Here is an 18383-nt window from a genome sequence, read left to right on the forward strand (position 1 = left end):
GCAGGAGGGGGCAGCGATGGCAGACCAGCGAGCCCGGTACTTCCGACGGTTGCGCTCCCTGCGCCGTTCCGCCCGCTGGTGGAGCGTCTGGGCGGGTGGGCTGGGCGGCGCCGCCGTGGTCCTGACTCCGTACCAGGGACTGGGTCTGCCGGACGCGGCCTGGGTCGCCGGTGCCGGCGGCACCGCGGCGTTGGCCCTCTGGCGGTGGGCCGACCTGCGCCTGCTGGCGGCGCAACCGGCGCCACCGCCGCCCGATCCGGCGCTGGCGGCCGAGCGGACCCGCGCGCAACTCATCGCCGCGGTCGAGCGGCTGCCCGCCGGTGCCGGGGCGCTGGCCGAGGTACGCCGGCAGAAGGCCCGGTTCACCCTGCGCGGCTCCGCCGCGGCCGAGCCGTGGAACCGGCTGTCCCGGGCCTCGGCCACGATGACCGGGCTGGCCGGTCGGCTGCCCGCCCTGGCCGGGCCGGCGGTGCTGGAGGCGACCGTGGCGGAGACCTCGCTGCACGACCTGGCGCACCGGGTGGCCAGCCTGGAGAAGGCGATGCGGCTCGCGCCCGACGGGTCCCGCCCGGCGCTGGAGTCGGCGCACCGGGACCTGTGCGGGCAGCTCGACCGGGGCGTCACCGCCTACGAGGCGCTGGTCGTCGCGGCCGCCGCCTACCTGGCCGAGGACACCAGATCCGCCACCGAACACCCGGCCGCCACCCGGTTGACCGAGGCGACCGACCTCCTCCACGGCATAGCCACCGGCCTGTCCCAGCTCCGCACCCCGCACTAGTCCGGGGGCTGGACCGCGAGCGGGGTGGTGAAGGCGGAGGTGCCGACGGCGTTGAAGGCCTGGATCCGCCAGTGGTACGTGGTGCCGGGGGCCAGCCCGGTGTTGGTGAACGAACGGGCGGTACCGGCGATGGTGAAGCTGGTCAGCCCGGTGCCGAACGAGTCGTCGTTGGCCCGTTGCAGGGTGAAGCCGCTGACCACGCTGCCCGCGCTCTCGAACCAGTTGAGCTGCACGCTGACCGAGTCCGGTGCGGCGGCGGCGATGGTCGCGGAGAGGCTGTGCGGCACCGCCGGTGCGGTCGGCACGGTCACCACCGAGACCGTCGACCAGGGTGACGGGGCGCCGAGGTAGACGGTCCGCACCCGGTGGTAGTAGGTGGTGTTCGGGCTCACCGTGCTGTCGGTGTACGCGGCGGTCAACGGCCCGGAGGCGGTGACCAGCCCGCTGGTGAAGGTCGGGTTCACCGCCCGCTGCACCTCGATCTCGGTGGCGAAGGAGCGGTTGCGCCAGGCCAGGTCGACGCGTACGGGGGCGGACGGGGCCACGGACGCGGTCAGGCCGCTCGGGGCGATCAGGCGTACCACCGCGGAGGCGGTGTTCGACCAGCCGGAGTAGCCGACCTCGGTCTCCGTACGGACCCGGTAGTAGTACGTCGTCCCGGGCGTGACCGTGGAGTCGGTGGTCGTACTGACCGTCGGTGGCAGGCTGAACGCGGTGACACCCGCGCTGAAGGCGGCGTTGGTGGCCCGCTCGACGAGATGGTTCGTGGCCGCCGGACGGGTCGCGTTGTTCGTCCAGGCGAGGGCGATCGACGGTGCCACGGTCGGTGAGCCGGGTGCCGCCGTCGAGGTGAGCCCGGTGGGTTGCGCCGGGGAGACCCGGAGCACCACCGGGCGGCTCAGCTCGCTGCCCTCGTGGCCGACCAGGTGGCCCTGCCAGGCGTACTCCCAGCCGAAGTTGAAGACCTGGTTGACGACCACCGCCGGTTCGCCCGTACGCGGATTGACCTGGGTGAAGCCGCCGGTCGTACCGGCCGGTCGGGTCGGGTCGAGCAGCCGTACGCTGTCGCCGACCTTGAACGGGAGCGGGTCCGGGACGGTCGGCCGGATGGCGACGATCGTGTCCTCCAGCGGGTTCATCCGGATCGTCTCCTTCCAACCCAGCTCGTTCGGGTCCGGCGGGCGGATCGCACCGTCCCACCCCACCCGGTTGATCAACTGCACCACCAGGTGGTGGAAGTGGATCGCCCGGGTGTCGGCCCCGTTGTGGGTGATCTTCCAGATCTGGGTGCCGTCGCCCGGTGCCCCGATCGGGGTGCCCGGATCGGTCCCGGTCAGGATCTCGGTCGGCGGGTCGACGTACGACAGCGGTGTGGTGGTCTGCACCAGCGCGCTGACCTTCGGCAGTTCCACCCCGAGGGTGGCGTTCATCCGGCCGTACTCCGGTTCGAAGAGCTCCTGGATCGCCTTCGCCCGCAGCGGCACGGTGACCGGGCCGGTCCGGCCGGCGGGGGTGAACGTGATCGTGTTGCTGTGGATCGGGACGTGCGTGTTCTTCGGCGTACGGGTGCCGAACGCGGTGTCGTACGCCGGCTGCGGCACGATCGGCGGGGGCTGGCTGGCGCCGTACGCCACGGGCAGCCGGGCGCGCAGCGTGTCGAGGTCGTACGGCGCGTCCGGGGTCCCCTCCACCTGGAACTGGAGCAGCGTACGGGTGTTCGGCCCGTAGCCGGGCTGGGTGCTCGGGGCACCACCGGCGGCGGTCCGGTCGGGGTCACCGGTGTAGTAGTCGTACCGGGTGTCGAAGGCCGGCATCGGCGCCGGACAGTCGTTGTACAGAATGATCTTCGATCCGGGCGGTACGGAGGAGAAGTCGACGACCACGTCCGCCCGCTCGCCGGGGCCGAGTAGGAGCGAGTGCTCGGAGACGTTCAGCGCGGCGATGTCCCGCCGGTTGTAGACGTAGTTGATCGGCTGGTTCGGTACCACCGCCACCTCGGGCAGCAGTCCACCCTCGGTGCCGATCTGGATCCAGTCCGGGCCGACGCTGTCCGGGTCGGGCACACCGCCGGCCCGGCCGTCGGTCGGCCAGGTGCGCGGGCGGTCCGGGTTGGCGGAGGCGTCGACCATCGGGACCTCCCCGGCCCCGCCGTCGCCCAGCGTCCCGTCCGGGTGCCACATCGGCCCGTGCGAGGCGGCGTAGTAGAGCTGGAGGTTGAGGCTGCGGTCGTTGCAGGCGTTGAGGATCCGGAACCGGTACGCCTTCGGCGTCACCCGCAGGTACGGGTACGCGCACCCGTTGACCAGCGGGGTGTCCAGAAACGCCTCCGGGACCACGGACGGGTTCGGCGTACCCGGCATCACCGGCGGTTGCCAGGGTGCGCCCGCCGGGTCGTAGTGCGGGTTCTCCGCCGGCCCGTGCGCGGTCCCGGTGTACGGCGGCCAGAACCACGGCCCGTAGTCCCAACGCCCCATCGGGTTGGTCCCGGACTCGTTGTACGGGTTCTGGTTGGGCATGTAGACGTGCGGATACCAGAGGTTCCCGCGACCGCCCCAGTTGCCCCGGTCCCAGGTCGGGTCCTGGGCTTCGAGCTGGGCGTCGCCGGGCACGAACGTCTTGTCCTGGATCACCAGGGGGATCTCGTCGGCCGGGATGACCTGCTCGGCGACGAGTTCCCGTTCGACCTCGTCGCGGAGCAGGTAGAGGCCGAGCTGACCGGAGTAGACGGTCAGCCGGGCGATGCCGAGGGTGTGGTCGTGGTACCAGAGCAGCCGGGCGCCGGCCTGGTTCGGGTAGTACAGCGTCACCGCCCCCGGCTCCGGGGTTGCCATGTCCGGCACGTTCACCAGGCTCGTACCGGTGGGGTAGGAGGTCGGTTCGTCGGCCGGGGTAAGCCACTGGTCCGGGCCGCCGTTGCTGATCCAGGGGGTGGCCGCCCCGTGCAGGTGCAGCACCGCCCGGTTCTGCGGATAGTGCTCCGGCCCGCCGAGGGGACCGGGTCCGGCACCCCGGACGGTCGGGTCCACCGGCAGCGGCAGCCGCCCGGCGGGGCCGGTCGGCAGGCCGTTGACGAACTTCACCCGTACCGGTCGGTTGCGGTCCGCGACGATGACCGGCCCGAGATGGTACGGCCGGTTCGGCGGAATGACCGTGTTGCGCCCGTTGGCGTCGGTGCCGTTGTTGAGTTGTCGGTAGCCGCGTAACCGGGTCGGGCCGAGATCCTTGTGTAGTTGCTGGGTGAACTGCTCCAACCCGATCTCGTAGTAGTCGCAGCCGGGGTAGCTGACCGTGTCGGGGGTGGCGACCGGCAGGAAGTTGCCGAGGTCGTTGCGCTGCCCGTCGCCGACCAGGGGCAGCGAGTCGACGAACTTCCGCATCCCGGTGCCGGATACCACCTGTCCGGCGGGGTCGAGGCGGGGCAGGGGACTGTTCGCGAAGTTGGGGACGAAGCCGAAGTAGTCCGGTGCGGGCAGCATCGCCGCCGTTGTCACCTGGCTCTGGGTCTGCTGTGGAATGCCGGGCCGGGACTCTTCCGGTGCCTGGGCGGGGGAAGCGGCGCGACTGTCGGTGTCCTGCTTCGCGCGCCGGGCCAGGCGATGCGCCGCGAGTTTCCTGAACATGACCATGCTCCCTCCCCGGATGCCTGCTCGACCGGAGGTTCCGCCAGTAGGGGTTCGGTCGAGCCGATCAGACGGCCATCGCTGACAATCCGTAAGCAACTAACCGCGTCAAGCGACGATTGGATACGGCCGGATCAGCGTCGGTTTGGCACGGGTTCGCGGGTGGGGATGTTCAGCTCGGGGCGGGCTGGCAGCGCGGGCACCAGTACGTGACCCGGTCGCCCTGTTCGGCCTTCTCTACCAGCATGCCGCAGCGGCGGCACGGTTGGGCGCGTCGGCCGTACACGTAGTTGGTCTGCCCCCGGTGCAGCGAGCCGGTGGTGCTCTGCGTCCACCGTCCGCGGTTCGCCGAGAGCAGCCGCTGGGCGAGTGTCACCAGCCCGGTCAGGTCGGGTACCGCCGCCACCGGTGTCCACGGGTTGACGCCACGCAGGAAGAGCACCTCCGACTTGTAGAGGTTGCCCACGCCGGCCAGGTTCGTTTGGTCGAGCAGTGCCTCGGCGATGCTCGTCCGGGGGTGGGTGCCGAGCCGGCGTACCGCCTCGGCCGGGTCCCAGTCCGGGCCGAGCAGGTCGGGGCCGAGTCCGCCGACCAGTTGTGCCTCCCGGTCGGTCGGCACCAGGGCGACCTCGTGCAGGTGGTAACCGACCGCGATGGCATCCGCCGTACGCAGCACCACCCGGATCAGGTGCGCCGGCCGGGCGGCCCAGCGTTCACCCGGCGGGTAGACCCGCCAGGCCCCGTCCATCCGCAGGTGGGAGTGCAGGCTGAGGCGCCGCTCGCCGGCCGGTTCGGCGAGGCGGATCAGCAGGTGCTTGCCCCGGCTCACCGCTTCCAGGACGGTCCAGCCGACCAGGTCGGTGCCGGCGAGTTGGGGCACCCGGAAGTCGCTGGCGGTCAGCCGGCCACCGGTCAGCGCGCGGTGCAGCGCGCGGGCGGTGTTCCAGACGGTGTCGCCTTCGGGCACGCTTCCATCCTGCCCGTTATCGCCGGATCAGGGCTGCTCTTCGACCCGAGGGGCGCGGACCATGTCCTGGTAGCGGGGATGGCTGGCGCCGTAGATGGCGAAGTTGAGCCGGGCGTGGGACAGGCTCAGGTCGCCGTTCGGGCCGCCCTCGACGACGGCGTCCTCCGACCCCTGCTGGCCGTCGTTCGTCCAGAAACAGACCGGACAGGTCCCACCTTCTCCGGTGAAAAAGCCGCAGCATGGACATGCTTGTACATCGATCGAATGCTTCCCCACCGGTCAAGCATTCCATAATGGTCCATCCATCGCAGCTCCGTGTCCGCGATGCGGAAGTAGATCAGCTAGCGTCCGCTATCCGTAGCACCTGACCCGTTACCAGCGAAAGTACGGCATCCGCGCGGCCACCGTTCACCACCAGCGCCACCCGCCCGGCGGAGTCCGCGAGCACCGCGAGCGCACCGCTCGGTACGTCACCGAAAGTCGCCGCCCGGCGGGCCGGAACGCCCTCCACCAGCAACGCCGCCCCCAGCCCGTCCAGCGCGGACGCGGGCGCGGCGAGCTGCACGTTGCCGAAGTGGTCCACCGACAGGACCTCGGCGGCGAGCCAGCCCGGCCCGCTGCCGACCACCGGATCGGGGAGCCGGACCAGACTGGCCGGGTCGACCGATGGCCCGGCGTCGGCGAACTCGGCCCCGAGCGCGAGCCGGGCGGCGACCGGGGCGAAGACGTCCCGTCCGTGGAAGGTGTGCGAGACGGTCGCCGCGAGCCAGTCCGGATTCGTCAGCTCCACCGCACGCTCGGTCCCGCCGAGGGCGTCGGCCGCCCAGCAGAGCAGCCCGTTGTCCGGCCCGACCAGGAGTCCGCCGGGGGTCTGTAACGTCACCCCGCGCCGAGCGGTGCCGACACCCGGGTCGACCACCGCCACGTGCACCGCCGGCGGCAGGTCCACCACCGTCTGGGCGAGTACGGCCGCACCCCGCCCGATGTCGCCGGGCGGCACCAGGTGGGTCACGTCGAGGACCCGTACGGCGGGCGCCAGCCGGGCCACCACCCCGTGGCACGCGGCGACGAAGCCGTCGGAGAGTCCGTAGTCGGTGGTCAGGCTGATCCAGCCATAGCCGGGCATGACCAGCACGTTAGCCGTCGCCCGGTCGCGGTGACGACATCCCCTCCGCCGGCATGGCGGGGCGGTGGCACCTGGCAAGCTGATGGCATGCGATTGGTCATCTTCACCGAGCCGCAGGACGGCGCGACGTACCAGGATCTGCTCCGGGTGGCGCGCCACACGTCCGACTGTGGCTTCGACGGCTTCTTCCGGTCCGACCACTATCTGCACATGAACGGGGACGGGCAGCCGGGCCCGACCGACGCCTGGCTGACCCTGGCCGGGCTCGCCCTGCAGACCGAGCGGATCCGGCTCGGCACCCTGGTCACCTCGGCCACCTTCCGGCTGCCCGGACCGCTGGCCATCTCGGTCGCGCAGGTGGACGAGATGAGCGGCGGCCGGGTCGAACTGGGCCTGGGCACCGGCTGGTTCGAGGCCGAGCACCGCGCGTACGGGATCCCGTTCCCGCCGCTGAAGGAGCGGTTCGACCGGCTGACCGAGCAGTTGGAGGTGATCACCGGGCTGTGGGGGACCCCGCCGGGTGACACCTTCACGTACCGGGGCGGTTACTACGACCTCTACGACTCGCCGGCGATGCCGAAGCCGGTCCAGCACCCGGGACCGCCGGTCATCGTCGGCGGCACCGGCCTGAAGCGGACACCGGTCCTGGCCGCCAGGTTCGCCGACGAGTACAACGTCCCGTTCCAGTCCGCGCAGGCGGCGGCGAAGAACTTCGCCGCGGTGGTCGAGGCCTGCGAGCGGATCGGCCGGGACGCCGCCGGTCGTGCGCCGCTGACGCTCTCGGCCGCGGTCACGGTGGTCTGCGGGCGAAACGACGCCGAGGTACGCCGCCGGGCCGACGCCATCGGCCGGGACCTGGACGAGCTGCGCACCGGGCCCGGTGTGGTCGGCACCCCGGACGAGGTGGTCGAGCAACTGCACGAGTACGCCAAGGGCGGCGCGTCCCGCTTCTTCCTGCAGTTCCTGGACCTCGCCGACCTGGACCAGCTCGACCTGATCGCCGCCGAGGTAGCCCCTCAGCTCTGACCGCCAGAGATAACTAACATCCATGTTACTAACATCAGTGTTAGTAACATGGATGTTAGTAACATCAGTGTTAGCATCGGGTGGTCGATGGTCAAGGCAGCGGGGAGTGGTGATGGATCGTGGTTGCCTTCGTTGGCCGGCACCGTGAGCTGCGAGTGCTCGCCGCCGAGTTGGAGCGGATCGCGCCCGGCGACAGCCGCCCGGGGCGCTGCCTGCTGATCCGTGGACGACGCCGGGTGGGCAAGTCGCGCCTGGTCGAGCAGTTCGTCGAGAACCTCGACGCGCCCAGTGTCTACTTCACCGCCGCCGGGTCCCCCACGCCACAAGAGGTTCGGCGGTTCTGCGCCGACGTGGCCGAGTCGCCGCTGCCGGGTCGTGAGTTGCTGGCCGCGGCCAACCCCGAGGACTGGGACTCCGCGTTGCGGCTGCTCGCCGCGGCACTCCCGGAGGACGGCCCGAGTGTCGTGGTGATCGACGAGGTGCCGTACCTGATGGATGGTGAGCACGTCTTCGAAGGCGTACTGCAACGGGCATGGGATCGGCAACTGTCCCGTAAACCGGTCCTGCTGATCCTGATCGGCTCCGATCTGTCCATGATGGAGGCGCTGAACAGCTACGAGCGGCCGTTCCACCAGCGGGGTCGGGAGATGGTCGTGGGCCCGCTCAACCCGGCGGACCTCAGCACCATGCTGGAGGTGGATGCGGCCGAGGCCATCGACGCCACGCTGGTCACCGGCGGTCTTCCGCTCGTCTGCACCGAATGGCAGCCCGGCACGGACGTATGGGACTTCCTCACCACCGCGCTGGCGGACCCGACGTCGGCCCTGCTCGTCTCGGCGGAACGTTCGCTGGCCGCCGAGTTTCCCGCCGCCGTCCAGGCTCGTGCCGTACTCGCCGCGATCGGTTCCGGCGAGCGGACCTTCGCGAACATCGCCCGCGCCAGCGGTGGCCTCGGCGCCACGCCGCTCCAGCGCTCGCTGGACGTACTCAACGACAAGCGGCTGGTGGTCGGTGACCTGCCGCTGTCCACCCGGCCGTCGAAGGAACGCCGCTACCGGATCGCAGATCCTTACCTGCGGTTCTGGTTGCACTTCATCGCCCCGTACATGGCCGAGATCGAGCGCGGTCGAGGCGACCTGACCCTCGCCCGGATCCGGCGGGGCTGGAGCAGTTGGCGGGGACGTGCGGTGGAGCCCCTGGTCCGGGACGCGCTCTCCCGACTGCTGCCGGACGGGACGCTACCCGCCGCCGGGGCCGTCGGCAGCTACTGGACCCGGGCCAACGATATCGAGGTCGACATCGTCGGGGCGGACCGTGGGCCGATCGCCCGGGAACTGCTGTTCGTCGGATCGATCAAGTGGCTTGACCAGGCCACCTTCGACGCACACGACCTTGCCGTCCTGCACCGGCACCGGGCCGCGCTCACCGATCAACCGCTGCCGATCCTGGCGGTGTCGCGCAGTGGCGTCTCCTGCGGCGGGTTGGACGCGGCATACGGCCCGGAAGACCTGCTGGCCGCCTGGCGGAGCACGGAGAGCCGGTAACTCGGGCCACCGCACCTCGCACTTCGGGGCTACCGGCCCGCGTCGACCACGGGACCGATGGCAGCCGCCGGCTGGAGGGGTACGGGCTGGGTCGGCAGGACGATCTCGCGTACGGAGAGGTAGACGGCGCGTACGGCTAGCGTCCGTTCGACCTCGTCCAGGATCGGGGCGAAGAACTGGCGGCGGTGTTCCACGTCGCTCATCGAGGTGACCGCGAAGTACATGCTCCCGAACCCGGCCAGCAGGGTGGCGTTGCCCACCAGTGCCAGCGGCACCGGCAGCCCGGCCGCGAGCATCGCCGGGGGCTCACCGATCCACTGCTCGGCGGTCTCCGGCTGCACCACGATCAGTCCCAGCACCAGGAAGAAGCTGAACAGCCCGACCCCGACCACCAGGGCCTGTACGAGTTGCCGGGTGGCGAGCATGAGCAGGAGGTTGCCCACCTGCCGGGCGTTGAGCGGCATCGGTTGCAGTGGTCCGTCCGGGGCGACCTCCTCGATCGGGAGGCTGGCCAGGGGGGTGCGCTTGCAGGACGAGGAGAGCCGTTCGGCGCTCAGGTCCTGTTCCACCCGGCCGATCTCGTCGCGCAGCCGGCCGGCGGCGGCCAGGATGGTGACCGCGGTGAAGAGGCTGAGCACCAGGCCGAGGCGGTACCAGGGCAGCCGGTTCATCGCCTGCCACAGTTCGCCGGTGAAAAAGAAGAACAGGGTGACGAAGAGCAGCAGGGGCAGGGCCCGACCCTGTAGCCGGACGCTGTTGCGCATGTCGTCGACGGCGTGCCGGATGGCCCGGCGTAGCAGCGGGACCACGCCGTAGCTGGTGGCCAGCCAGGAGCCGGTGAACAGCGGTGCGAACGCGGCGATCGAGGTGACGGTGATCTTCAACTGTCCGTCGTGCAGCCAGAGCGCGAGCGGCGGTACGACGATCGGCACCACCGCGTACGCGACCAGGATCGTGATCATCATGCGCCGGGAGAAGTGGGGCAGGCGGCGGCCGAACCTGGTCAGCGCGGACCAGCCGGCCAGCCCGGCGGCGACCACGATCGCGAGCAGTACCCAGCGGGCGGTGCCGGTGGCGGCCTGGAGGATCACCCAGGCGAGGTCGGCCACCACGACCACGGCGAGGAACGGCAGCATCCGGGGCAGGATGTGCCGGTCGAAGTCGTACCCGGCGATCATCTGGGGCACGCCGTGGCGGACGAACCAGCGCTCGGCTTGCCGGACCAGGGCGCGGGAGGCGGTGATGGGCACCCGCTGATCCTGTCAGAGCGCGGGCGCCGGTCAATCCACCGCGGCGGCGTTCGGGAATCGAGGGACGGCCGGGTGTCGGGGGACCGCCTCAACCGTGGTGTCGGGAGCAACGGAAGCCGCCGAGCTTGTTAGTCTGCCGCAGACACCGGTTATACCGGTTACGACGATGGTGTGGAGGCAACGGTCATGGGCGTGAGAATCCAGGTGGCCTTCGACGCGGCCGACCCGCACGCACTGGCCCGTTTCTGGGCCGAGGCGCTGCGTTACCAGCAGGAGGACCACAGCGCGCTGGTCGGGCAACTGCTCGACGGTGGTCAGCTACAGGCGCAGGAAGTGATCGAGGTCGACGGTCGCCGGGCCTTCCGGGACGTGGCGACCTGCACGGACCCCGATGGCACCGGACCCCGACTCTTCTTCCAGCGGGTGCCGGAGCCGAAGACCGCGAAGAACAGGGTGCACCTGGACCTCCAGGTCGGTCCGGAGGCGGCGAAGGCGGAGGTCGAACGCCTGGTCGAGCTGGGCGCCACCCTCGCCTGGGTCACCTCCGACCGGGGCCCGGTCAACACCACCCTGCACGACCCCGAGGGCAACGAACTCTGCGTGAGCTGACCAACGCTCGTCAGGCGCGCTCGGTTTCCGGATCGGCGTCCTCGTCCTCGATCCGGATGCCGAGCGCACCCGCGAGCGTGTACGACAACGCGATCAGGTCGGCCCGCGCGACGATCGCACCGGCCAGACTCGTCACCCCACCGATCCCGGCCAGCGAACAGTTGACGAACCGGGTGCCCGGCAACTTCGCATGGCTGAACTGGGCACCGGTCAGGTCGCAGTCGGTGAACCGTACGCCGGTGAGGTCGGCGTTGGTGAAGTCGGCCCGGCTCAGGTTGCACCCCTCGAACACCACGTGCTGGAAGTTCGAGAACCGGAACGAGGCCAGGTCGAGCCGGCACTGGGAGAACGTCACGTCGCGCAGCGACCCGTTGACCCAGTGCACGCCGGTCATCCGTGCCGTCGACAGCCGTACCCGGAGCAGGGTCGACTTCTCCACCCGCAGGTTGGCCAGGTTCGAGCTTTCGACCAGGCAGTCGCTGAACTTCGCCCCGTCCATGCAGGTGCCGCTCAGGTCGGTGCCGCGCAACCGGCACTGCTCGAACTCCACCGCGTCCGCCGACCGTCCGGACAGGTCCAGGTCCACGAACCCCAGTCGGCGGTACGTCGCCTCGTGGTCGAGGTCGTGCTCCTCGACCGTGGCCGGGTCCAGTGACGCGGGTCGTTTCGGCTCCACCGGTGCCCGCTCGGCCGACCGACCGCTGTCCCGGCGTACCGCGCGTACTGGCATGTCCGCACGGTAGCCCAACCGGTTCGGGCCGCCGGGACGGCGGGGCGCGTGTAGATCGGGTGGGGCGGTGGGTAAGACCGGACGCATGACGTACTCCGTTGGTGTTGCGCCGACCCGGTCGGGCGGCGGCCGTGCCGTCTTCGTTGCGGTCCGGGTGGCCCGGTGACCAGGGTCGCGGTGATCGCCCACCGCAAGAAGACCCTCGGCGGCGGGCTCGGCGAGCTGCGTCGGCGGCTCACCGACGAGGGCATCAAAGACCCGATCTGGTACGAGGTGCCGAAAAGCCGCAAGGCTCCCAAGAAGGTACGGAAGGCGCTGGACAAGGGAGCCGAACTGATCCTGGTCTGGGGCGGGGACGGCATGGTCCAGCACTGCGTGGACACCCTCGCCGGCTGGGACGGTGCCACCGGGATCCTCCCGGCCGGTACGGCCAACCTGCTCGCCACCAACCTCGGCATCCCGCAGGACCTCGACGAGGCGCTCCGGATCGCCCTGCACGGCGAGCGCCGCCGGATCGACCTCGGTCGGGTCAACGGGCAGCACTTCGCGGTGATGGCCGGCGCCGGATTCGACGCGGAGATGATCTCCGACGCCGACCGGCAGATGAAGGACAGCATGGGCAAGCTCGCCTACGTCTGGACCGGCCTGCGGCACGTACGCGACGAGGTGGTGCCGGTGAAGATCAAGGTCGACGGGGAGAAGTGGTTCGACGGCGAGGCGAGCTGTGTGCTGTTCGGCAACGTCAGCACGATCACCGGCGGGATCGAGGCCTTCGACGACGCCCGCCCCGACGACGGCCGGCTGGAGATCGGGGTCGCCACCGGGCACGGGGTGATCGACTGGGCCCGTACGCTCGGCCGGATGGCGGTCGGCCGGTCCGAGAACTCCCCGCTGATCGAGATCACGCAGGGACGGAAGATCGACGTACGGTTCGGCAAGCCCCAGACGTACGAGGTCGACGGCGGGGCGTGCGGCACCGACAAGCGACTGAAGGTCCGGGTGGTGCCGTCCGCCATCACGGTGTGCGTACCGGCCCAGCGGGATGGCGATCAGGCGACGGACGGCTAGAAGAGGTCAGAGGCCCTGCCCGACCTCGATCAGGTAGCCGTCGGGGTCGCGCAGGTAGCACCGGATCTCCGTACCGTGGTCCTTCGGCTCGGTGATGAAGTCCGCGCCGCGGGCCTTCCACTCCTGGTAGAGCGACCGGATGTCGGTGACCCGTACGTTCATCGCGCAGCTCAACGTGTTGGAGTCGGCGGGCGCCTTGGCCTGCACCGTCGGCTTGTCGTCCGTCGGGCCGCCCTCGACGTTGATGATGATGTAGCTGTTGTGGAAGCGGAGGATCAGCGGGTTGCTGTCGTGGATGCAGGTCGCGCCGAACACCCGCTCGTAGAACTCCCGTGACCGGTCGATGTCGCGAACGATCAGCAGGGTGGCGAGGAAGATCCCCGCCTCGGGCTTGAAATAGTCGGGTGCCACATCGGTTGTCATGGTTGCCTCCTGTTCAGCGGGCCGGGCGAACGCGCCCGTCGTAGAACCTGTTGATCGCGGTCACGACTTCGTCGAGGCTGTCCTCCACCACAAAATGTCCCGAGTCGAGCCGGACCAGTTCGGCGTTGGGCAGATCCCGCAGGTACATCTCGCCCGCGGTGGGGGTGAAGAAGATGTCGTTCATGCCCCAGAGGATCAGCGTCTCGGGCCGGTGCGTACGCGCTGCCTCCTGCCACTGCGGAAACAACGCGACGTTGGTACGGAAGTCGTAGAACAGCTCCAACTGGGCCCGTTGCGCGTCCTCACCGGCGAGGAAGAACGAGTCCATGTTCCAGTTGTCCGGACTGAGCGACTCCAGGTCCTTGTGGCCGTGGGTGTAGACGAGCTTCACCCCGTCCGGCGTCATGAGCGACATCATCGCCTGCTCGGTGTCCGGATTCCGGTCGTTCCAGAGCGCCTTGAACGGATCCCAGGCCGGACTCAGACCCTCCTCGTACGAGTTGGCGTTCTGGATGATCTGCCACTGGAGCCAGTCCCGGTGCCGGTCGACCAGCCGGTTCCCGATCGCGCCGCCGTACCCCTCCATGTAGATGCCCATCGGCCCGATGAAGTCGACCTGGTTGACCAGTTGTTCGACCACGTTTGCAAGGTGGTCGAAGGTGTAGGCGAAGTCGGACGGATCCGGGACGCCGGTGTTGCCGAAGCCGGGATAGTCCGGGGCGAGCAGATGAAAGCGGTCCGCCAGTGCCGGGATCAGGTTGCGGTACTGGTGCGACGAGGCCGGATATCCGTGCAGGAGCAGCAGTTTCGGTGCGCCGACCGTCCCCGCCTCGCGGTAGAACACCTCTGTCCCGGCGACGCTCGCCTTCCGGTGGACGACGGAACTGGGAATGGACTGGACCCGGTTCGTCGTGCCCGGACGGGATTGCACCTTGGTCATGGCGATCTCCTTCACGGCCTGACTCCGAGCAGCACGTGACGGGCCGACAGGATCCAGGCGCCGGGACAGAACCGGATCGCGCTTGCTACCCGAACCAGGAGACCCGAAACGCCGTACGGCGATTCACCCCTCGGCTGCCGCCGGGTGGGGTGTCTCCTCGGTCGCCTTCCGGGACGCCCCGTCGGTGCCGAGGATGGCACGCAGGCCGCGCCCGTAGACCTCGGTGGGGACCGCGTCGGGGTCGATCAGGTGCTGTACGGCGACGCCGACGTCCAGCGCGGTCATCAGGGCGGCCAACTGGTCCGCGGGCATCGGCGGATTGCCCCCGGTCCGCTCGACGATCTCCTTCGCGTTGCTCGCCCGTACCACCCGCAGCCACGCCGCGATCGACTCCCGGGCCTCCGGGGTGCGCATCCCGTACAGCCAGAACTCGACGATGGCCATGGCGAACCGGCGTACCTCGGGCAGGGGGAGGTTGGCGTCGTAGTCGGCGCCGAGCTGCCGCAGCCAGCCGTCGTACGAGACGTCGGCGTCGACGTCGGTGCCGGGGTAGGCCGGGTGGTCGTCGGTGAGCCGGCGTTCGAGGATCGCCGCCACCAGGCCGGTCTTGCCCTCGAAGTTGGCGTAGATGGCGCCCTTGGTCAGCCCGGCCTCGGCCGCCACCTCGTCGAGCGAGGTCCGGTGGATGCCCCGTTCGCCGAAGAGCGTCTCGGCCGCGTCCAGCAGGTGCTGGCGGGTGCGCTGTTGCTGCTGCGCGCGGGTGAGTCGATCGCTCATGTCGTGATCCTGCCACAACGGGTCCGTTGACATTCCCATCGGTATCCGGATACTCGATGGTATTCGAATACCGAACGGTATGTGAAGGGGTGGTGCGGGTGCTGCACGTCGAACACCTGACGAAGATCTACCGAGGTGGGCTGCGCGCCAACGACAACCTCTCCCTGGTGGTCCGTCCCGGCGAGGTCCTCGGCCTGCTCGGACACAACGGCGCCGGCAAGACCACCCTGCTCAACCAGGTCGCCGGCCTGGTCCGACCCACCTCCGGCACGCTGCGGCTGGACGGGCGCGACCCGGTCGCCGACCCGGCGTACGCGCGTGCGGTCTGCTCGGTCCAACTCCAGGCACAGGCACCGTTGGCCGGGGTGACGCCGAAACAGGCGATCGAGATCCTCGGCCGGATCCGGGGCGGCAGACGGCAACGGGTACGGCAACGTACCCGGGAACTGCTGGCCGCCCTCGACATCGCCGAGTGGGCCGACGTACCCGGAGAGCGGCTCTCCGGGGGTGTCCGCCGGCTGACCGCGTTCTGCATGGCGGTGGTCGAACCCGGCCGGCTGGTCATGCTCGACGAGCCCACCAACGACGTCGACCCGGTCCGCCGCCGCCTGCTCTGGCAGCAGGTACGCCACCTCGCCGCCGACGGATGCGCGGTCATCCTGGTCACCCACAACGTGGCCGAGGCCGAGCGGAGCGTCGACCGGATCGTCGTGCTCGACCACGGTCGGGCGGTGGTCACCGGCACCCCCGCCGAACTGCGCAACCGGGTCACCGCCGACCTGCGGCTCGAACTCACCTGCACGCCGGGGCTGCCACCACCCGAGCCACCGGCCTGGGCCGGCACCGTGACGGTCACCGGCCGTCGGCTGGTCCTGCCGGTCGACACCGACCAGACCGAACGGGCGGTCGCCTGGGCGCTCGGCCTGCGCGGCGCCGGAACCATCACCGAGTTCGCCCTGCACCCGGTCAGCCTCGAAGACGTCTACGTCGGCCTGACCGGCGGCACCGCGAAGGAGGAGGCCGGCGATGCGATCCTGGCTGCGTAGCTACCTGCTGCTCCTGCGGTGGAGCACCATCCGGCTCAGGCACACCCTCCCGCTGATGGTCATCATCCAGACCATGCTGGCGGTCGGCATCGTGATCGGCTTCTCGTTCCTGATCCCCACCATGGACCCCGCCACCGCGCTCTACCTGTCGACCGGCGCACCCACCCTCGGCCTGATCACCGTCGGCATGGTGCTCGCCCCGCAGTTGGTCGCCGAGGCCAAGACAGCAGGGACCTTCGACTACAACCGGACCCTCCCGGTGCCCCGGTCCGCGATCCTCGCCGCCGACCTCAGCACCTGGCTGGTCACCGCGCTGCCCGGACTGGTCCTGGCGCTGTTCACGGCAACGATCCGGTTCGACCTCACCCTCGACATCAGCCCGCTCGTCGTGGTCGCCGTCCTGCTCGTCGCGGTGACCGCAACCGCCATCGGGTACGCGATCGCGTACGCCACCTCGCCGACGGTGACCGGCCTCATCGCCCAGCTCATCGTCTTCGTGGCGCTGATGTTCGCCCCGATCAACTTTCCCGCCGACCGGCTACCCGAATGGCTCCAGACCGTGCACCTGGCACTGCCGTTCCAGTACATGGCCGAAGCCGTACGCGACACCCTGGCCGTCCCGCCGGACGGGGTAAGCGGACTCCCGTTCGCCGTACTGGGCGTGTGGTGCCTACTCGGCCTCACCATCACCCTGCGGATCATGACCCGTCGGGCGTAGCGGCGATCCGCGTCAGTCGTCCTCGGTCTCGGGCTCCTCGGTCTCGCGATGACGCATGAGGGTCTCGTACTCGGAGAACGGACCGAGGCCGACCGTTCGGCGCCGCTCGTCCAGCCCGGCTGGATCCTCGATCGGCTGTGCGGTCAGCTCATTCCCGTTCTCCGGGTCGTACCAGAACTGGGTGCCGTACAACTGAGGTTTTCCCTCGGCCCAGAGGACCCGGTCGGTGAGGTAGGCCAGGTGGGCGGGGCTCGCCTCGCCGTCGCGCACCGCCTGTTCGAGCAGGGCCAGGCACTCGCGCTGGAACTCCGGGTCGCGGGAGGCGTGCTGGGCCAGCAGCCAGGCGGCAAGGGCGGCCTCCTCGCCGACCACGCTCCGGTGCGGCCAGCCATTTTCTGCCAGCACCGTCTTCAGCCAACCGGTGTTCTCGGCGTCGACCGCGTTGACCCGGGCCCAGGCGGCCTCGCCGGTCGCGCGGCCCGATATCTCGTTGCGTGCCTCCTGGTCACGATCCATCCGGGCGACGAGTTCGACCGCGAGCGGGTGATCCGCAGGCTCGGTCACGACCCGGCGACCGGTTCGGCCGATGCGATCCGGTTGCCGGGTGCGGTCGGTCCGGTCGGTGCGGCCGGTTCGGTCGCTGGTGAGCTTTCTTGGGTCGTCAGTGGTGCGACGATCAGGATCGGGTTGCCGTCCGGGTCCGCGACGTACGCGGCCCGTTCCCGCCACGGCTGGTCGGCCGGCTCGAACAGCACCGGAACCCCGACGGCACGCAGGTCCTCGACCGCGCGGTCCACGTCGTCGGTGTAGAGGCACACCTCCGTACGCCGGCCGTTGTCCGCCCCGCGAGGAATGCCGTGCAGCCCGGTGTCGTCCGCCCGACCGAAAGCGAACTGGGCCCCACCGAGCGTGAGTACGACAAACTCCGGTTCGCCGTCCTGCTCCGGCGGAAAGCGGTAGGACTCGGTGAATCCGAGGCGCTCCCGATAGAACGCGGTGAGTCGCGCCGGATCGTCGCTCAGAATGATCGGAAAGGGATCACGGAACGCAATCGCCATGCCCGTGACCATAGGCACGGATGGTCGAGCCCGGCAAGACGACCAGGCGTGTCAGCAGCTCAGCGGGGTGCCGCCACTGGGGGAGAATGGATCACCATGGAGCAACAGGTGCACTTCGTAACGGTGGCGACGGCCGATCTTGATGCCGCCCGGCGGTTCTATGTTGACGGGCTCGGTTGGGATCCGACGCTCGACGTACCCGGTGAGATCATTTTCTTCCAGATCGGACCGGGGATGATGCTCGGCCTTTTCGACGCCGAGCAGTTCGCCACCGACCTCGGCCCGGGTGATCTCGGCACCGCCCACCTCGGAGCGGCGGCCCCGGCCGACGCCACACCGCGCGGCTTCACCCTCTCGCACAACGTGGCCAGCCCCCAGGAGGTCGACCGGGTGCTCGCCGCCGCGGCTGCCGCCGGTGCCGCCATCCGCAAACCCGGCCAGCCGGCATCCTTCGGCGGCTACCACGGCCACTTCGCCGACCCGAACGGCCTCCTCTGGGAAATCGCCCACAACCCCACCTGGTCCATAACCCCCACCAACCAGGTCCTCCTAGGCCCCAGCGACCCCCAACAGCTCGGTTGATCATGAAGTTAGCGACGCCCTGGAGCCGGCGGTTTCTAGGATTCAGTGCAACTGATCTTGGTTGTGCTGGAGGTGCTGGTGGCCAGGCCGGGTGTGGTGACGTTCGGGCATCGTCAGGTGT

19 protein-coding genes are annotated in these 18383 nt (G+C 70.0%); 8 read left to right on the forward strand and 11 right to left on the reverse strand.

Going from position 1 to position 18383, the window contains the following annotated elements; genetic code table 11:
• Positions 1-16 precede the first annotated feature (16 nt).
• Complete coding sequence (gene pspM / locus ACWEFB_RS14650) at positions 17-778, forward strand: phage shock envelope stress response protein PspM (protein WP_452285614.1); 762 nt, start codon at positions 17-19, stop codon at positions 776-778.
• Here pspM and ACWEFB_RS14655 read toward each other — a convergent pair.
• The 4 genes from ACWEFB_RS14655 to ACWEFB_RS14670 form a co-directional block, all read right to left on the reverse strand.
• Positions 775-4404, reverse strand: a complete 3630-nt coding sequence (locus ACWEFB_RS14655; protein WP_452285616.1) for a fibronectin type III domain-containing protein — start codon at positions 4402-4404, stop codon at positions 775-777. The two genes, pspM and ACWEFB_RS14655, sit on opposite strands and share 4 nt — an antisense overlap.
• Before the next feature lie 166 nt (positions 4405-4570).
• Positions 4571-5365, reverse strand: a complete 795-nt coding sequence (locus tag ACWEFB_RS14660) for a zinc finger domain-containing protein (protein ID WP_452285618.1) — start codon at positions 5363-5365, stop codon at positions 4571-4573.
• A gap of 27 nt (positions 5366-5392) precedes the next feature.
• Positions 5393-5641: a CPCC family cysteine-rich protein gene (locus ACWEFB_RS14665; RefSeq protein ID WP_326560285.1), complete on the reverse strand. Its 249-nt coding sequence runs from the start codon at positions 5639-5641 to the stop codon at positions 5393-5395.
• A 61-nt stretch (positions 5642-5702) separates the two neighbouring features.
• Complete coding sequence (locus ACWEFB_RS14670; protein WP_452285620.1) at positions 5703-6491, reverse strand: SAM hydrolase/SAM-dependent halogenase family protein; 789 nt, start codon at positions 6489-6491, stop codon at positions 5703-5705.
• Between the two features lie 87 nt (positions 6492-6578).
• On the opposite strand from ACWEFB_RS14670, the gene ACWEFB_RS14675 reads away from it, so the two are divergent.
• Both ACWEFB_RS14675 and ACWEFB_RS14680 read left to right on the forward strand, forming a co-directional pair.
• Positions 6579-7517 carry an LLM class F420-dependent oxidoreductase gene (locus tag ACWEFB_RS14675; RefSeq protein WP_326560283.1) on the forward strand — a complete coding sequence of 313 codons (939 nt, stop codon included), beginning with the start codon at positions 6579-6581 and terminating at the stop codon, positions 7515-7517.
• A 119-nt stretch (positions 7518-7636) separates the two neighbouring features.
• Positions 7637-9061 (forward strand): ATP-binding protein, encoded by a 1425-nt coding sequence (locus ACWEFB_RS14680; RefSeq protein WP_452285622.1) that lies wholly within the window; start codon positions 7637-7639, stop codon positions 9059-9061.
• Positions 9062-9090: 29 nt separating this feature from the next.
• Here ACWEFB_RS14680 and ACWEFB_RS14685 read toward each other — a convergent pair whose 3' ends face one another.
• Positions 9091-10311 (reverse strand): hypothetical protein, encoded by a 1221-nt coding sequence (locus ACWEFB_RS14685; protein WP_452285624.1) that lies wholly within the window; start codon positions 10309-10311, stop codon positions 9091-9093.
• Positions 10312-10497: 186 nt separating this feature from the next.
• On the opposite strand from ACWEFB_RS14685, the gene ACWEFB_RS14690 reads away from it, so the two are divergent.
• A complete protein-coding gene (locus ACWEFB_RS14690; protein ID WP_452285626.1) occupies positions 10498-10920 on the forward strand; it encodes a VOC family protein in 423 nt (140 codons plus the stop codon).
• Between the two features lie 10 nt (positions 10921-10930).
• Here the strand turns inward: ACWEFB_RS14690 and ACWEFB_RS14695 are convergent, their stop codons facing one another.
• A complete protein-coding gene (locus ACWEFB_RS14695) occupies positions 10931-11650 on the reverse strand; it encodes a pentapeptide repeat-containing protein (protein WP_452285628.1) in 720 nt (239 codons plus the stop codon).
• A gap of 162 nt (positions 11651-11812) precedes the next feature.
• Between ACWEFB_RS14695 and ACWEFB_RS14700 the strand changes: the two genes are divergently transcribed.
• Complete coding sequence (locus ACWEFB_RS14700) at positions 11813-12718, forward strand: diacylglycerol/lipid kinase family protein (protein ID WP_452285630.1); 906 nt, start codon at positions 11813-11815, stop codon at positions 12716-12718.
• Positions 12719-12724: 6 nt separating this feature from the next.
• Here ACWEFB_RS14700 and ACWEFB_RS14705 read toward each other — a convergent pair whose 3' ends face one another.
• The 3 genes from ACWEFB_RS14705 to ACWEFB_RS14715 form a co-directional block, all read right to left on the reverse strand.
• A complete protein-coding gene (locus tag ACWEFB_RS14705) occupies positions 12725-13141 on the reverse strand; it encodes a VOC family protein (protein WP_452285632.1) in 417 nt (138 codons plus the stop codon).
• A gap of 13 nt (positions 13142-13154) precedes the next feature.
• Positions 13155-14081 (reverse strand): alpha/beta fold hydrolase, encoded by a 927-nt coding sequence (locus tag ACWEFB_RS14710; protein ID WP_452285634.1) that lies wholly within the window; start codon positions 14079-14081, stop codon positions 13155-13157.
• A 123-nt stretch (positions 14082-14204) separates the two neighbouring features.
• Positions 14205-14858, reverse strand: a complete 654-nt coding sequence (locus tag ACWEFB_RS14715) for a TetR/AcrR family transcriptional regulator (protein WP_452285636.1) — start codon at positions 14856-14858, stop codon at positions 14205-14207.
• 98 nt (positions 14859-14956) lie between these two features.
• Between ACWEFB_RS14715 and ACWEFB_RS14720 the strand changes: the two genes are divergently transcribed.
• Positions 14957-15904: an ABC transporter ATP-binding protein gene (locus ACWEFB_RS14720; RefSeq protein ID WP_452285638.1), complete on the forward strand. Its 948-nt coding sequence runs from the start codon at positions 14957-14959 to the stop codon at positions 15902-15904.
• Entirely contained in the window at positions 15885-16622 is a 738-nt protein-coding gene (locus ACWEFB_RS14725; RefSeq protein ID WP_452285640.1) for an ABC transporter permease, read from the forward strand. The genes ACWEFB_RS14720 and ACWEFB_RS14725 overlap by 20 nt, the downstream gene beginning before the upstream one ends.
• Positions 16623-16634: 12 nt before the next feature.
• Here the strand turns inward: ACWEFB_RS14725 and ACWEFB_RS14730 are convergent, their stop codons facing one another.
• Positions 16635-17186 carry a DUF6624 domain-containing protein gene (locus ACWEFB_RS14730; protein ID WP_452285642.1) on the reverse strand — a complete coding sequence of 184 codons (552 nt, stop codon included), beginning with the start codon at positions 17184-17186 and terminating at the stop codon, positions 16635-16637.
• Positions 17183-17680 carry a VOC family protein gene (locus ACWEFB_RS14735; protein ID WP_452285644.1) on the reverse strand — a complete coding sequence of 166 codons (498 nt, stop codon included), beginning with the start codon at positions 17678-17680 and terminating at the stop codon, positions 17183-17185. Before ACWEFB_RS14735 ends, ACWEFB_RS14730 begins: the two co-directional genes overlap by 4 nt.
• Before the next feature lie 108 nt (positions 17681-17788).
• Here ACWEFB_RS14735 and ACWEFB_RS14740 point away from each other — a divergent pair, with 108 nt between their 5' ends.
• Complete coding sequence (locus ACWEFB_RS14740; RefSeq protein ID WP_452285646.1) at positions 17789-18262, forward strand: VOC family protein; 474 nt, start codon at positions 17789-17791, stop codon at positions 18260-18262.
• Positions 18263-18383: the final 121 nt, after the last annotated feature.

The sequence above is a fragment of the Micromonospora sp. NPDC004704 genome (assembly GCF_053601675.1).

What these genes read in the sequence shown, in the direction of transcription:
- ACWEFB_RS14710 (WP_452285634.1), bottom strand. Translation starts at nt 14,081, where the DNA reads ATGACCAAGGTGCAATCCCGTCCGGGCACGACGAACCGGGTCCAGTCC.
- ACWEFB_RS14715 (WP_452285636.1), bottom strand. Translation starts at nt 14,858, where the DNA reads ATGAGCGATCGACTCACCCGCGCGCAGCAGCAACAGCGCACCCGCCAG.
- ACWEFB_RS14655 (WP_452285616.1), bottom strand. Translation starts at nt 4,404, where the DNA reads ATGGTCATGTTCAGGAAACTCGCGGCGCATCGCCTGGCCCGGCGCGCG.
- ACWEFB_RS14690 (WP_452285626.1), top strand. Translation starts at nt 10,498, where the DNA reads ATGGGCGTGAGAATCCAGGTGGCCTTCGACGCGGCCGACCCGCACGCA.
- pspM (WP_452285614.1), top strand. Translation starts at nt 17, where the DNA reads ATGGCAGACCAGCGAGCCCGGTACTTCCGACGGTTGCGCTCCCTGCGC.
- ACWEFB_RS14675 (WP_326560283.1), top strand. Translation starts at nt 6,579, where the DNA reads ATGCGATTGGTCATCTTCACCGAGCCGCAGGACGGCGCGACGTACCAG.
- ACWEFB_RS14725 (WP_452285640.1), top strand. Translation starts at nt 15,885, where the DNA reads ATGCGATCCTGGCTGCGTAGCTACCTGCTGCTCCTGCGGTGGAGCACC.
- ACWEFB_RS14735 (WP_452285644.1), bottom strand. Translation starts at nt 17,680, where the DNA reads ATGGCGATTGCGTTCCGTGATCCCTTTCCGATCATTCTGAGCGACGAT.
- ACWEFB_RS14695 (WP_452285628.1), bottom strand. Translation starts at nt 11,650, where the DNA reads ATGCCAGTACGCGCGGTACGCCGGGACAGCGGTCGGTCGGCCGAGCGG.
- ACWEFB_RS14670 (WP_452285620.1), bottom strand. Translation starts at nt 6,491, where the DNA reads ATGCCCGGCTATGGCTGGATCAGCCTGACCACCGACTACGGACTCTCC.
- ACWEFB_RS14705 (WP_452285632.1), bottom strand. Translation starts at nt 13,141, where the DNA reads ATGACAACCGATGTGGCACCCGACTATTTCAAGCCCGAGGCGGGGATC.